General features: G+C 41.8%; 14 protein-coding genes and 1 pseudogene. 1 reads left to right on the top strand and 14 read right to left on the bottom strand.

What is annotated here, in order from left to right; genetic code table 11:
* Positions 1-74: 74 nt before the first annotated feature.
* From nadC to BJP37_RS37675, 7 genes are all read right to left on the bottom strand, one after another.
* On the bottom strand, positions 75-932 hold the full coding sequence (gene nadC / locus BJP37_RS28190) for a carboxylating nicotinate-nucleotide diphosphorylase (protein WP_075903801.1): 858 nt from the start codon (positions 930-932) through the stop codon (positions 75-77).
* A 77-nt stretch (positions 933-1,009) separates the two neighbouring features.
* On the bottom strand, positions 1,010-1,792 hold the full coding sequence (locus BJP37_RS28185; RefSeq protein WP_075903799.1) for a DUF4058 family protein: 783 nt from the start codon (positions 1,790-1,792) through the stop codon (positions 1,010-1,012).
* A gap of 114 nt (positions 1,793-1,906) precedes the next feature.
* Entirely contained in the window at positions 1,907-2,650 is a 744-nt protein-coding gene (locus tag BJP37_RS28180) for an isochorismatase family protein (RefSeq protein ID WP_075903797.1), read from the bottom strand.
* A 56-nt stretch (positions 2,651-2,706) separates the two neighbouring features.
* Complete coding sequence (locus BJP37_RS28175) at positions 2,707-3,042, bottom strand: XisI protein (protein WP_075903795.1); 336 nt, start codon at positions 3,040-3,042, stop codon at positions 2,707-2,709.
* Complete coding sequence (locus tag BJP37_RS28170) at positions 3,030-3,446, bottom strand: XisH family protein (protein WP_075903793.1); 417 nt, start codon at positions 3,444-3,446, stop codon at positions 3,030-3,032. Before BJP37_RS28170 ends, BJP37_RS28175 begins: the two co-directional genes overlap by 13 nt.
* 100 nt (positions 3,447-3,546) lie before the next feature.
* A complete protein-coding gene (locus BJP37_RS28165) occupies positions 3,547-3,882 on the bottom strand; it encodes a XisI protein (RefSeq protein ID WP_075903791.1) in 336 nt (111 codons plus the stop codon).
* A gap of 66 nt (positions 3,883-3,948) precedes the next feature.
* Positions 3,949-4,254, bottom strand: coding sequence for a hypothetical protein (locus tag BJP37_RS37675; protein WP_143727841.1), 306 nt, complete (start codon positions 4,252-4,254; stop codon positions 3,949-3,951).
* 399 nt (positions 4,255-4,653) lie between these two features.
* On the opposite strand from BJP37_RS37675, the gene BJP37_RS28160 reads away from it, so the two are divergent.
* Positions 4,654-4,866, top strand: a complete 213-nt coding sequence (locus tag BJP37_RS28160) for a hypothetical protein (protein ID WP_075903789.1) — start codon at positions 4,654-4,656, stop codon at positions 4,864-4,866.
* A gap of 201 nt (positions 4,867-5,067) precedes the next feature.
* On the opposite strand, the gene BJP37_RS28155 is transcribed toward BJP37_RS28160, so the two are convergent.
* The 7 genes and pseudogenes from BJP37_RS28155 to BJP37_RS42945 all read right to left on the bottom strand — a co-directional run.
* Positions 5,068-5,943 (bottom strand): hypothetical protein, encoded by an 876-nt coding sequence (locus BJP37_RS28155; protein WP_075903787.1) that lies wholly within the window; start codon positions 5,941-5,943, stop codon positions 5,068-5,070.
* Between the two features lie 267 nt (positions 5,944-6,210).
* The gene (nadB, locus tag BJP37_RS28150) at positions 6,211-7,935 is read right to left on the bottom strand and encodes an L-aspartate oxidase (protein ID WP_075903785.1); all 1,725 of its coding nucleotides are present in this window, start codon (positions 7,933-7,935) and stop codon (positions 6,211-6,213) included.
* Between the two features lie 146 nt (positions 7,936-8,081).
* Positions 8,082-9,056 (bottom strand): quinolinate synthase NadA, encoded by a 975-nt coding sequence (gene nadA / locus BJP37_RS28145; RefSeq protein ID WP_075903783.1) that lies wholly within the window; start codon positions 9,054-9,056, stop codon positions 8,082-8,084.
* Between the two features lie 493 nt (positions 9,057-9,549).
* Entirely contained in the window at positions 9,550-9,960 is a 411-nt protein-coding gene (locus tag BJP37_RS28140) for a hypothetical protein (RefSeq protein WP_143727840.1), read from the bottom strand.
* Positions 9,961-10,219: 259 nt separating this feature from the next.
* Positions 10,220-11,491 (bottom strand): response regulator, encoded by a 1,272-nt coding sequence (locus BJP37_RS28135; protein ID WP_075903779.1) that lies wholly within the window; start codon positions 11,489-11,491, stop codon positions 10,220-10,222.
* Positions 11,488-12,417 (bottom strand): annotated as a pseudogene (locus BJP37_RS35005) (ATP-binding response regulator); the annotation flags it as partial. The pseudogene BJP37_RS35005 and the gene BJP37_RS28135, both read right to left, overlap by 4 nt.
* Positions 12,399-14,287: sensor histidine kinase (locus tag BJP37_RS42945; protein WP_229415470.1), on the bottom strand; the 1,889-nt coding region annotated here is incomplete at its 5' end. The pseudogene BJP37_RS35005 and the gene BJP37_RS42945, both read right to left, overlap by 19 nt.

Here is a 14,287-nt window from a genome sequence, read left to right as displayed (position 1 = left end):
GTGGAACGGGCATCTTGGTGGAACGGGCATCTTGGTGGAACGGGCATCTTGCCCGTTTCAATTTATTGTTTATCTCAACTCCCCAATCTCATACTTAAATCCAACCAACTAGAGCGAGTAATGGGAGCACTGCTGGAGATGTAATCTACTCCTGTTTCGGCCACTGCACGAATCGTCTTTAAGGTCACATTACCCGATGCCTCAATTTTAATGTTGTTGTTGCTTACACGAATTAGCTTAACTGCTACCTCCATCTGCTCAACTGGCATATTATCCAACATGATAAGATCAGCATTGTGGGCGATCGCCTCTTCTACTTCCGCGAGAGTTGTTGTCTCTACTTCTATGGTCATAGGATAGGGAATAGTATTACGAATTCGAGCGATCGCTTCCCCAATTCCCCCAGCCGCTTGAATATGATTATCCTTAATCATCACCGCATCATCTAAGCCCATGCGATGGTTAATGGCTCCTCCCACTTGAGTTGCATATTTTTCCAATAGTCTTAAGCCTGGAGTAGTTTTGCGAGTATCCACCAACTGGGCGGGCAAATCAGCAATTTTTTCGGCATACTGACGGGTTAGGGTAGCAATGCCACTCAGACTCATAGTTAGATTTAAAGCTACCCTCTCTCCCATCAACAAAGCATCAAAAGGTCCGTGAAAACGAGCGATGGCTTGGCTTGGCTGACAACTTTCTCCTTCTGCTACTAGGGGGATAAAGCTGACCTTTTCATTTAATAAATAGAACACCCGCGCCGCAATTGGCAATCCCGCGATTACACCTGCTTCCTTAGCGATCCATTGTCCGTTTCCAGAACTAGCTTCTTGAGTGAACAAACCTTGGGTGGTGCGATCGCCTCTACCAATATCTTCTTTGAGCCATTGACGGAGTAGAGGGTCTAACACTATTGGGGGAGGTAATATTGCCATAACTCTTACCAAAAAAACTGGTTATTTTTTTTATTTTAACGAGTTATGATGTCAATTTTTACAATAACTAATTTAATTTAATCCTTGTTTGTTAAAATATTTTCTACCCAAATTGCATCAGCTTTTGATAAAGTAGGAATATTTTTTTGTTTGTAGTCAATCATTAAATCATAGCGTCCTTGGTCATAAACTTGATGTAAAATCATTTGTAAATCTAGAAGCATTTCTGGATCTTCTGGAGATAGAGGTAAAGGAAAAACAGGAATCATATCTTGAAGGTTAAAAGCATATAGATAGGCTTGAGGGCGTTGATGACTAGGACTAACTAAAATGTGATAGTCACGCTCGATATTCTGATTTAAATTAATTAGTGAATTACCTTGACGTAGTAAATCTATTTCTACAAAATTTGTTTTACTATTTAAAATAAGCTGACGTTTGTTTTCATATTTTTTCCGACCTTCTCCTACATTTTTATTGATAGGAGAAATAATTTCAATAGCCGTAACCACTTTTCCGGTACCAACTCTCCTAACTTCTAGATATCCTTGCTTAATAGTTTCTGTCAGAGCAAGTTCTATCGTTAAAGGTTCGGTAGAAGGAACTGCAACAGCTACATTAGACTCGGGATATCTGATCGTATTTTCAGAGCTTTTAGCAATGACATTATCAGGAATACCAATAAGCGTGGACTTTTCTCCACTAGTTTCGTAGATTCGCACTTCTACCGCAACTACATATTTAGGGGCTAACTGTTGGTTTAATAAGCGAGCAATTTCCGTAATTAGCCAATGATGTACGCTTGACCAATAGGCTGAATCTTCTAAATAGGGATTCATTCCAGGGAATGGTGAGGGCATGGTTATTTATACTTAAACTTACGGGGTAACATAGAAGCTAAAAGGAAGAAGATAAAAAGACATGAAGGCTGTTAAAAAAAGGTTAGTTTTACTTAGTTTTGAACTTGGGATTGGTCACATCAAAATTGTAGAAGCAATGAACGCTCCACGCTCTGCCATAGTGTATAAACCAACGTGATGAGCAATTTTCTGGGGATGAATGGCTGTTTTTGGCAAACCCTGCTGGGCTGCCATCTCTGCCGAGAGGTCGAAGGTTGAACAACCTTCGGTATAGACGGCAATATCTTTTAATGTTGGTACCATATCATGATTGCGTGCTGATACCATCGTAACCACGAAGTCCATTACACAAATATCTGTGCAGATGCCCACAACTACTAAGGCTTCTAGCTTGTGCTGGTTTATCCAGCTAATTAAACTATTGTTGCCAGTATCTACATCAATGGAACCGATAAAACCATTGATGCAGTCTTTTTGAATTAAAGTAGCGTGGGGATGAGTTTCTAGCCATTCCAGTTCAGGAACGAGCTTTTCTTCCCCAGACCCTTTTTCACAATGAGGAGGATAGGGAGGTTCTGGTTTGCCTGGTTCGTGGGTATCTAGAAAAGCTAAGACTGGCCAACCTTTGGCGGTGAAAGCTTTTGCTAGGCGATCGCTTTCTGATACCATGGTGGCTATTTGCTGATTTGGTTCTGTTGGAGCCAAAGGACCAAAACCAACAGTGCAAAAGCCATTGAGCACATCCACAACGATCAAACCGGTGGGACGATCGCCAATAGTATAGGGCTGAGGGTCAATGGGTAAGGCGGCTTCAATTGCTGCTAAGGTGGCATCGGGAGTAGTTAAAGAAGTTACCATCAAAACCTCCTGGTTATTCTTGGTATCGACAATTTAAAAAGCTAAGTTATGATTTCTTACCCTACCGCGAATTCAGTAAATTTCCTAAGGTAAGGGGCATGATAGGCCAGAACAATATCTTGGTGAGGGACACCGCGTTCAACTAAGACGTTGGCAATCCCAACTTCTGTACCATCATTTTGAATCCAAATCTTATTATCTTTAAGGTCAATGTGAATTGTGGAACCATAAATACGGCGACGATTACTCCATCCGGCATGGACAAGCTGGTAGCGGTCTCTTTCGGTATCAAAGATTAATTCCACTTCTACCTCACCATAAGCGGGTTTGTGGCTGCTGTATTCGGTTAGAATCTCTTTGACGAATTGCCGATATTGCTCTAGTTTTGCCATTGAACAATTTCCTCCTTAGTTGGCTCGAATACAATCAATTTTAGTTGATACTCTTGGGTAATAAGTTGAACGAAGCGACGGGCAAAGAAGGTCTCGTAAATTTCAAGAGGAATAGCTAAATACAAGAATCTATCTGGTTCTTCTGCTTTGAGGGCAAAGCGATAATTAAGGAATTGTCCCAAAACCGTATGGAATTCAGAAATTGCCGAAGGCTTGAGAAAGGTTTTAATTTCAACAGCTATTTTTGCTTCATCTTTTTCGGCTGCAATGAGTCTTTCGGCACCCAAATCGATGTAAATTTCAACTTCAGCAAAATTGATGTAGAGAGGATCGTGAGTAATACACCAGCCGTCCTTCTGTAAAGCTGATTTTACGGCTTCATGGAAGGTATCTCTGGCTGCCATTGTTGACCTCTACTTTAAAGTTGTGGGAATTAGCGATCACTCTAAATTATATCAATTAGATAGAGCCTCTTCTTGACTTATTACTTATTACAGGGTGACTTTAGGCAACTGCAAACCCTGTGTGCTTCCTGACTCCTGGTGATTTGAAGCCTAGAACAATACGCTCTTTAGGAATGCCTGCTTCTAGGAGTTCCCCAGCGATGCCATCCTCTGTCCCATCCCGATGAATCCAGATTTTGCCATCGATAATTTCCACATGAATGATACAGCCGTGAACTTGACGTACTCCCTCCCAACCAACTATCATTAATAGGTAGCGATCGCGATTAGAATCAAACACGCTATTTCGTTCAATTTCTCCGTAAGAATAAGGAATTTGTGCGTAGTCAGAGATAATTTTTTGAATAATCTGCCGGTATCGCTCTAAAGTGTCCATCTAATAATATCCTCCGCTTCAGAATCAAAAACCAAAAGACGAACTCGATTGTTTTTTAACAACAGCTCACCAAAATGAGAGCATTTTTGACACAGTCGTGGTAAATGTCTTTGCCTGGCATATCTCCTTAAACACCTCATCCACCTTAATTTTACAGTGCGATCGCGTAGCGTAGCCCTTCGGGCTAATCGCCTTTGGCGCGCTCTGAAGAGCGATCGCTAATAGTATTGGGATTAGGGTCAATAGGATTTTATTTTTTGGATCGATTAACCAAGCTACAGCGGTTTTCAATTCGGTGAGGTACAAACTTCTGGGTTTTAGGGAGCAGGGAGCAGGGAGCAGGGAGCAGGGATGTATTCGGGGGCATCTCACTTTTGCAAAAATACGACCATTGAAGGCTAAAACACAACTCCTGTTCCCTGAGTTATAGATTTACAACTTTGAGATTCACCCTCTGTATTCTGGCATCAGCTTGATTTTTGAAAGTAAACGGCTCTGGAATTATGACTTAGATACTGTAAACTTTAAAGCTGCATAATCTCCATCTCTATTCAATCAGCGTTAAATTATCAATTAAGATTTCGCATTTATTTAAAGCCTACTGGCTGGTTATTTTGTTACTAATTTTCCAAGTCCAACAACGTTACTCTCACTTTAACAAATACTTTTTTGCTTCATCAAAACTTTACGAAAGTTATCCTGATATTTGACTGTGTATTGTGAAAAAGTAACTAAGTAAACATATTAAATTAAATCTGAGAGATATTTTAAATGCCAGTACCACAAGACTTACAAAATTATTTAACAGAGATTCAAAAGTACTTGGAATTACAGCAAAATGAATTACAAAAAGAATACAAAAAACAGAAAGGAGAGTTACCAGAACAAGATCCATTCGAGGAATTAACTCAAGCTATCCACTGTGTAAAAAATCTAAAAAAAATCCAAGGCAAGATTCTTGAATATTGGGATGATCTAGAATAGAACATTAGTTATTGTGGCTTTACCGAACTGGCTATGTAAAACTTTTATAAACTAATCATAATTAGTGGGCAATAAGCGCGTTTTTAGGCATACTAGATTCGGTATATATGTTATTATTATTATTATGTTACATTATTTATTATTACACTAATAAATAATGTAACAACTTATTTCAATATTATTCAGCAAAAGATACTGCTATTATTTTATAATAGCGATCAATAAATCTATACAATTTTGAAGTTCCTCATAAGCAGGAGGGCTTATTTGACCGCCAACGCCAATGAGTCTGTCCCTAATATATATGAGTACTTCCACATATTCTTGACTACATACACTCTTTGTTTTTTCGATAAAAGAAGGATCAGATTCAGTACCGCTTCCTACTCTTAGCATTGTAGTTAAACGTTTTAAATACTGTTTTGTACTCTTTTCAACTTCCTCACGAGGTGCATCTGTTCTCTGAGCCAAGATATATTCTGTAGCTGAAGTTACTAAATAATCATATTTGCTTTTTAGCCAATCCACTGCTTCAAAACGAAACTTCTGCCTATCAACTAAGCCCAATTGAATTTCCAGATAATCTTGCATCTTTTTTACCTCTGCACTTAAACCATCATCCTTATCCCGGACTCGATTTTCTATATATTTCAGTAATAGTATAAGCTTTTCTAAGATAGTATTTCCTTTGTCTATATCTGCAAAGTTTATAGCATAAAAACTCTCCATTCTTTGGATTCTGTTTTTGAGATTTTTTATATCAAATTCTTTTTGTTTTAATACCAGTTCAAGAGCTCTTTTTTCTGCTTCATAAGATTTTTTTACACTATCCAAATTTTTCTCAAAACTCTTCAAACTTATATCAAATGCTTCTTTGCACTGCTTAAGATTATTATTATACACATCTGATTGGTTTTTCCATGCCGCAATAAGTCCAGTAAACATACCTATCACAGCAGTCAAAACAGGAAAAATAGCAATATATTGCGTAGACTGTGTAGCTTGTGATGCAACTGCCTGCGGAGTTTGAGTAGACTGACCTAGAAATGAAGTAAATAAATTAATATATTCGCCCATAAAACTTTCATTAGAATAAAATTTATCTCTCTTCTGTCACTGTCGGAGCTAGCGATCGCCACAACCATTATGGTAACAAGGATTCAGTGATTTTAGCCTAGTTTTGATTTATTATTAGGAAATAATGTTGCGTTCGCGTAGGGTCACCTACGGTCAATCCCTTGTTGTGTAAGAGTTACAGAACCAAAGAAATTGCCAGGGTTATACCCAGTTTGACAGAAGAGGGATAGGTTTGCACTGTTATCAGTGCTTTTTAATAAGTGCTATTTATACCGCTATTTCCTTGGATTCTAACATTAGAGAAAGTTGTGCAGATTTCCACCAACGCTCCCCCTGTACTAAGGTATGAACTTGCCAACTGGGTGAAGTTTGGGGATAATCCCTGCGGTAATGTCCGCCCCGACTTTCAGTACGCAATGCTGCACTTTTGAGAATTAAATGGGCGATATCCAGGAGATTGAATGTTTCTGCAGCCGTTCGCAATTGCTGCTCCGCTAATGGTGACTCAAATTTAACGGTTTGGTTGGGCAGTAAATCAAGCAGGTATTGACTCACTTCTAAGCCAGCCAATTCAGAGCGCCAAGAATTAACTTGGGCAAGGGCTGACTCTAAAACTTCCTGGGAGCGACAAATTCCTGCACTTTGCCACATCAGGGAGGGCAAACTTTGCCTTACTGAGGCTATCTTCTCGATGTCCCTTTCCCAGTCACCTTTCTCTTTTATAAAGGGTAGGGATTCCGCCAGAACTGGATTAGGAGCTGTTTGAATCTCAGCTAATTGAGCCGCAAAAACCAAGCATTCCAATAAGGAATTACTCGCTAAGCGATTGGCACCATGAACCCCTGTACTAGCCGTTTCGCCAATGGCATATAGCCCTGGAATTGAAGTGCAACTGGTCAGATCGCAAGCCACTCCTCCCATCCAGTAATGGGCAGCAGGTGCAACGGGAATGGGCTGCTTTAAGATATCAATGCCCCAATGTTGACATACGTTAATAATATTGGGGAAACGATAGCGAATTCGCTCTGGCTCAATGGGTTGCAAGTCTAAATAAACATGGGCGTGGCTAGGATCGCCGGAGGTTTTTTCTAAGTGACTAAAAATTGCCCGACTTACCACATCTCTAGGAGCCAACTCCCCGGCTGGGTGGTAATTAAAAGCAAAGCGATCGCCTTTGTGATCTACTAAATGTGCCCCCTCTCCCCGGACAGCTTCTGTAATCAAAAAGCGAGGTGCCCCTGGTTTGGTTAAAGCTGTGGGATGAAATTGGAAAAACTCCAAATCTCTGACAATTGCGCCAGCCCGCCAAGCCAGTGCTACTCCATCTCCTGTACTTACGGCTGGGTTAGTGGTCTGGGCAAAAACTTGACCGCCACCACCTGTGGCTAGGATTACCGCAGAGGCTTTTAGCCAAGATATCTGACCTTGATAGAGGAGGCTAATCCCCTGACAATGACCAGTTGCTGGATTGAGCCATAAACTCAAAGCCACTGCGTGAGAAAGCACCTTAATATTGGGACGCTCTAAAACTTTGGCAGTGAGCGTATCTACAATTGCTCGACCTGTGGTGTCTGCCGAATGGAGGACGCGGGGACGAGAGTGAGCTGCTTCTAGGGTCATGGCTAGCTTTTTGCCTTTGCGGTCAAAGGCTACCCCCATCTTGACTAGAGAGTCAATGGCAGCAGAGGCATTTTCTACCAGAAACGTTACCGCCTCGCGATCGCAAAGACCAACACCCGCTCGCAGGGTATCCTCTAGGTGAAGCTCTGGGGAATCTGATGGGTCAATCGCCGCCGCAATCCCTCCTTGGGCCCAGTTGCTAGAGCCTGTTTTCAGAGTGTCTTTGGTAATTAAACCTACCTGCAAATGAGCAGGTAGACAAAGGGCTGCATATAGCCCAGCCGCACCACTGCCCACCACTATGATGTCAAATTGGGAGGGAGTGTTGGCAGATGGGAAAGACTCGTCAGGGGATGATTTAAACTCTTGCACGATAGGTCATATTTCACTAATCTGTGATTAATTCCTAAGCAGTTCTTAGTTTTAACAACACAAATTGCTTATAAACGCTCCAATATAACTTATAAAGGATATTTTTGTCAAGTAATTGTGTCAAGCTGCTCAGGGGCAGTACAGCACTACACTGATAACTCCAACATCCGTTGAATTGGTCGCAAGGCGGCTACTCGGATGTCCTCGGGCATAGTAATTTCTGGTGTTTTCTGCTTCATGGCTAGATACAGCTTCTCCAAAGTATTGAGCCGCATGTGAGGGCATTCGTTACAGGCACAATTGCTATCCATACCTGGAGCAGGGATGAAATTTTTCTGGGGTGCCCTCTTTTGCATTTGGTGAATAATTCCTGGCTCAGTAGCCACGATAAATTCTTCCGTTGAACTTTGCTGGATATACTTTAATAAACCTGTTGTGGAACCAATGTAACTGGCATGACGCAATAGAGGGGGTTCGCATTCTGGATGGGCAATAAACTCCGCTTCAGGATGCTGTATTGTGAGTTCCACGATCTTTTTCTCAGAAAAGGTTTCATGGACAATACAACTCCCCTCCCACAGGACTAACTCCCGTCCGGTTTGCTCCATGACATAGCGACCTAAGTTCTTATCTGGAGCAAAAATAATCGGCTGGTCTTTCGGAATTTGGTTGACGATCTTAACTGAGTTAGAACTGGTGCAAATGATATCGCTCATCGCTTTAATGCCAGCGGAGCAATTAATGTAAGATACCACTAGATGGTCAGGATGGGCTGCTTTGAAGGCCGCAAATTCTTGGGGAGGGCAACTGTCAGCTAGGGAGCAACCTGCGTTTAAATCTGGGAGTAGTACCAATTTATTGGGGTTAAGGATTTTGGCAGTTTCTGCCATAAAGTGAACCCCAGCAAAGACGATCACATCTGCTTCTGTAGCCGCCGCTTGTTGAGAAAGACCGAGAGAATCGCCGATGTAGTCAGCAATATCTTGAATATCTGGCTCTTGGTAATAGTGAGCCAGAATAACTGCGTTTAATTCTTGCTTGAGGTCTTCAATCGCTTCAAACAGGTCTTTGGGCGGATACTCCAAGTCTAGGGTTGTTTTTGGGAGGGCATTTGTAAACATCGTATTATTTCCCTATTTCTGACTAGTTTACTGGTTTTTGAAGATTTTCTTTCTTTAATAATTATTAAATCTTCGCACTGGGTGCTGTACTAGTTAAATTTCATTAAGTTCTGCTATCTTTATGCTATCCTTCTGCTGCCCTCGACTAGGCAGACCTCATGGGATCGCCAAATGAAATGATCTAGGGCGGTTTGCATAACTATCAGGTACACAGGATTGTTTTCCCACTTCCGACTTCCCTCTTCCCTGCTCCCTGCTCCCTGCTCCCTGCTCCCTAAAAACCTAGAACTTTGTACCTAACTGAATTTTAAACCGCTGTATTTGCATAACTTCAGCAGCCAGCTCTATTAGGTTTGGGTGCATTTCAATGAATAAAATTAGGCAAAAATGAGATACACCCGATTAGATTTAACTATTATTATCTCCTATATCTTTTGTACGAATTGGTTGTTCGTTAATTTTCAATTAACAATTTACCCACCTAATTTAAACCTTATTTCCTTAACCCCTCACCAATAGCATTACCCTTGGGTTTGAAAACACTCTTCATTAACAGCTCATGCACCAACACGGCTACAATAAAGCCTGGACAAACTTCGGATAGGATGTTATTAAATCCTAAAACTCGCCAGAGGATAGCAGTACTTAATCCTGCCAACATCATAGAGTTCAATGCTAAATAATGAGTGCGCCTTTTCAATAAGATAATCAGCATGGCTGGACCGAGGGAACTGGCCACAGCTCCACTAGCAAAAAGAACCAATGAAAACACTGTGGAGGAAATAGAAATCATAGTATGGGATAAAACTGAACTCAATTCTCCCGGATTTCTGCCACTAAAAATTTTTACTCGCTTTTGGTAATGGGTAATGGTTGTCCAATTAACGATTACCCATGACGCCATAATCAGCACTCTAATCTCTTTTATAGAAAAGGAATTAGAGTGCTTTAAAATTTCAATGCGATACCTTTTCCTACAAGCTATTGAACCCATCAGGAAAAAGTTTTTCCTATAGTATCATATTGGATTAAATACTGATAATTTCCGGGGGTTGCTTATACCAAGTTGGTTCTTGCCATGTTAATTCCTTTGTTACTCGCCTTGGAAGAATAAGATGATTGCAAAGCTTAGTGTTCAGTGCTTAGTGTTCAGTGCTTAGTGTTCAGTGTTGTGCAGGAAGGGTAAAGTAAAACGTACTTCCCACTCCAGGCTCAGACTCTACCCCAATCTGTCCCCCGTGATTTTCCACAATCTTCTTGCAGGTGGCTAGACCAATACCAGTGCCAGGATAGTCTTTATTGCTGTGCAGACGCTGAAATATTTCAAAGATATGCGATCGCTGATCGGGTTCCATACCAATGCCATTGTCATGCACCCCAAACAGCCAGTAGTTAGCACCATGCTCCAAACTATTGCGCCCATTCTCGTCAAACCCAGTTGCATTGATACTAGAAACTCTTCCTACCTCTGGCAAGATCCCATGGTCGGTATCCCTACTGTTGTCTACGGGCTTTACTGAAACCTTGACTTGGGGGGATGTCCCTGGTGCTTGGAATTTAATGGCATTGCTGATTAGATTTTGAAATAGCTGGATTAGCTGTGTTTGACTAACATTCACAGTAGGTAAAGAATCATGGGTAATCAGGGCATTTTTCTCAGATATGGCAGCCTTTAAGTTATCTAAAACTTGCTCCAACACAATATTGCAATCGGTTGATGTGATTTCTTGGGAGTCGGCTCCAACCTTCGCATAAACGAGTAAGTCCTGCATAAACGTTTTCATCCGAAGGCTGGAATCTCTAATCTTCCTAATGTATCCCTCACCCTTCATGTCGAGCCTGTCCTGGTAATTGATGTCGAGCATATCAGTATGCAAGATAATGCTTTGCAGGGGTTGGTTCAGGTCATGGCAAAGAACATGGGCAAATTGTTCTAGTTCGCGGTTAGAGCGTTCTAACTCCTGATTAGTGGTTTCGAGGGCTAAATTTTTTGCCCAGAGTTGCTTTTGCAACCTCTGAATGGTTAGTTGATTTTCTACACGAGCTAAAACCTCTTGAACCTGGAAGGGTTTGCTGATGTAGTCTACACCACCGACTTCAAAGGCTTTTACCTTGTCAATCACTTCATTGAGAGCGCTCAAGAAAATTACTGGAATATGGCGGGTGGACTCGGAAGCTTTCAGCCTTTGACAGACTTCATAACCATTCATATCTGGCATTTTAATGTCCAGCAAAATTAGATCTGGCAATACTGAGTGGGCTACTCTAAGAGCCATGGAACCGTTAATCACGCCTCGAACATCATACCCCTGCTCGGTCAGGGTGTTAGACAAAAGGTGCAGATTCTCGGCTATATCATCAACAACTAAAATGTTCCCTTTAGGGGTCTTAATTTCAATGATATCTAATGGTGTCTTAGTGTGAGTAATAGTCATGATGTAGCTGGTTCAGTTAAATCAATGATTTTGTCGCAACGAAAATTTCGCACCAAATCCGTCAGTGCGATCGCAACCGGACCATGTTCGGAAGGAATTTGCTCGATTAGCTGGAAAATCCGCTGATTATTAACTTGGTTAGCTGCTTGGTACAGCTGTTCAACCCACTCAGCAGGCATCACAGCTAGAGCTTCCCGCGTCAGCGCCTCAGTTGCTGACCTTTGAGGTGAGGTGGCTGAAGTTTTTTCTTCATAGACATAACGTACTCCGAGATAGCGAGCCATTGTTTCAAAAATCTCCTCCTCCTGGAAAGGTTTACGCACAAAATCGTCACAACCAGCAGACAAGATAAGCACTCGCTCTTCATTAAAGGCACTGGCAGTCAGAGCAATAATAACGGTCGCTTGACCCTTCAAATGGGCTTTGATCTGTTTAGTAGCCTCGTAGCCATCCATTATTGGCATCCGCATATCCATCCAGATCAGATGGGGTTCCCAACTCGACCATAGCGCTACCCCTTCTTTACCATTCTCGGCTTCACGAACCTCGAATCCCAGTGGCTCTAGCAGCTTGACCAGTAGTTTTCGACTCTCCCATTTATCTTCAACTACCAGGATCCGATACTTAGGTTGGTCAGGTGCTAATCCAATCACCGATCGGGTTGGGTGTTGTGTCTGAATGTCTGCACCTGCTCCAGCCAGACTAATCTGGATATCAAATCTAACGATTGTTCCTCCACCTAGAGGACTACTAAGGGTGATATCCCCTCCCATCAACTTCACGAATTGTCGGCTAATGGATAAACCCAAACCAGTTCCTTGCTCAGATTTCCGACCGATTTCAGTTTGGACAAATGCTTCAAACAAGCTGTCAATCTCAGCTGGATCAAGACCAGGACCGGTATCTTCTATTTCAAAGGTGATTGTCTGTCCGGTAAGGGTTGCAGGTTGTTCGCCCTTGGCGTTCCCGTAGGGTAGGTTAGCAGGTTGAAGGTTAGCAGGTTGAAGGTTAGCAGGTTGAAGGTTATTAGGTTGAAGATTATTAGGTTGAAGATTAGTAGGTTGAAGGTTAGCAGGTTGAAGGTTAGTTGGTTGAAGGTTAGTTGGTTGAAGATTATTAGGTTGAAGGTGATTAGGTTGAAGGTTAGCAGGTTGAAGGTTAGCAGGTTGAAGGTGATTAGGTTGAAGGTTAGTTGGAGTTGCCAGTTGCTGGTTATTGGGAAAATCTTGGCCTTTCGGCCACGCTTTCGGCAAAGCCGTTCGCGTAGCGTGGCCGAAGGCCAAACGCGAACAACATTCAACCTGTCAACATTCAACTGATCAGACCTGTCAACATTCAACCTGCCAACATTCAACTGATCAAACCTGTCAACATTCAACCTGTCAACCTTCAACTGATCATACCCGCTAATTTTGAACTTTTCCTTGTTACGAACCACCCGCAAAGTGACACTGCCTTCTTGAGTAAACTTGATAGCGTTTCCCAGTAAATTAATTAAAACTTGACGCAATTTTCCCTCATCTGTTTTAACATATCGAGGAAGCTCTGGCTCTCGGTAAACAATGAGCTGTAAGCCTTTGGATGCGGCTCGCAGTCCTAACATCTCTTCGAGACTATCCAGCAGACGATATAGATCAAAGCTAGTTTCATTGACAGTGATCTGACCTGCTTCAATTTTGGACATTTCTAATATGTCGTTGATCAAGTTCAGTAAATGCTCACCACTGCGACTAATGATGGCTAGATATTCCTGATGTTCTTGATTCAATGATGAGTCACGGTTCATCAATTGGGTGAATCCTAGAATGGCATTGAGGGGAGTGCGCAGTTCATGACTCATATTGGCAAGAAATTGGCTTTTGGCTTTGTTAGCTTCTTCAGACTTAGTCCGCGCTTTTTCGGCTTCTTTCATACTTTCAGCAAGTTGGACAGTACGTTCTTCTACCCTAGCTTCTAAGTCCTCATTAAGTTCCTGCAAGACCCGGGAGGCTTGTTTACGCTCAGTAATGTCATGAAAGAACACTGAAAGACCATTAATACTTGGATAAGCTTTCACGTCAAACCAACATTTCGTCGGTGGATAGTATTCTTCAAAGGTGACAACAACCTGTGCAGTAACCGCCCGATGACACTCCTGGTAGAACTTGGAGCCAAAGACTCCGGAAAACACCTCCTCCAGATTCTGATTCAGAAGCTGTTCGGGTTGACTCTGTAGCATTTGGAAAGCTTGGGGATTAAGATAGGTAATCTGCCACTGGTCGTTTAGGGAAATAAAGGCATCTGTAATACTTTCGAGAATGTTGATGGTACGACGGTTGGCTTTTACCAAATTGTTGATAATTAAGTAGGCAATCCAAGCCAGCAAAATCAACAACCAACTATAGGCATATAAACGATAAGTATTAGCTGTATCAATAGCTTGGTAATAGTAGAGGTTATAGGCGTAATCTAGTTCTTCGTTTAGCTGCTTAGTAGGGAGGTGTAGCAGTTCGTGGGTCAGTTCATCTACCTGAGGTTTATTGCTCATAATTCTTCGGGAATGGCTCAGGGCTAGATCGATCAATTCTTCATCTTTACCAAAATTATTTTGGTCTTTGATCAGCAACAGCCTATCCATATTGTCCTTGATCAGCACTTCTAATTCCTGATCAGAGTTGAGGTTGTAAAGCAGGATATTTTTCAGGAGTTCATCGAGAATAACTTCTAAATAATGGTTTCTGGTTTTATTGTAAGTATTATTGCTAACGGGGGGACAGAGCGGGTATAGCCATTGTGTAGCAAGGGATACAGCAGATG

This window comes from Moorena bouillonii PNG (assembly GCF_001942495.1).
Classification (GTDB): Bacteria; Cyanobacteriota; Cyanobacteriia; order Cyanobacteriales; family Coleofasciculaceae; genus Moorena; species Moorena bouillonii.
This window is presented reverse-complemented; position numbering and strand designations above follow the sequence as displayed.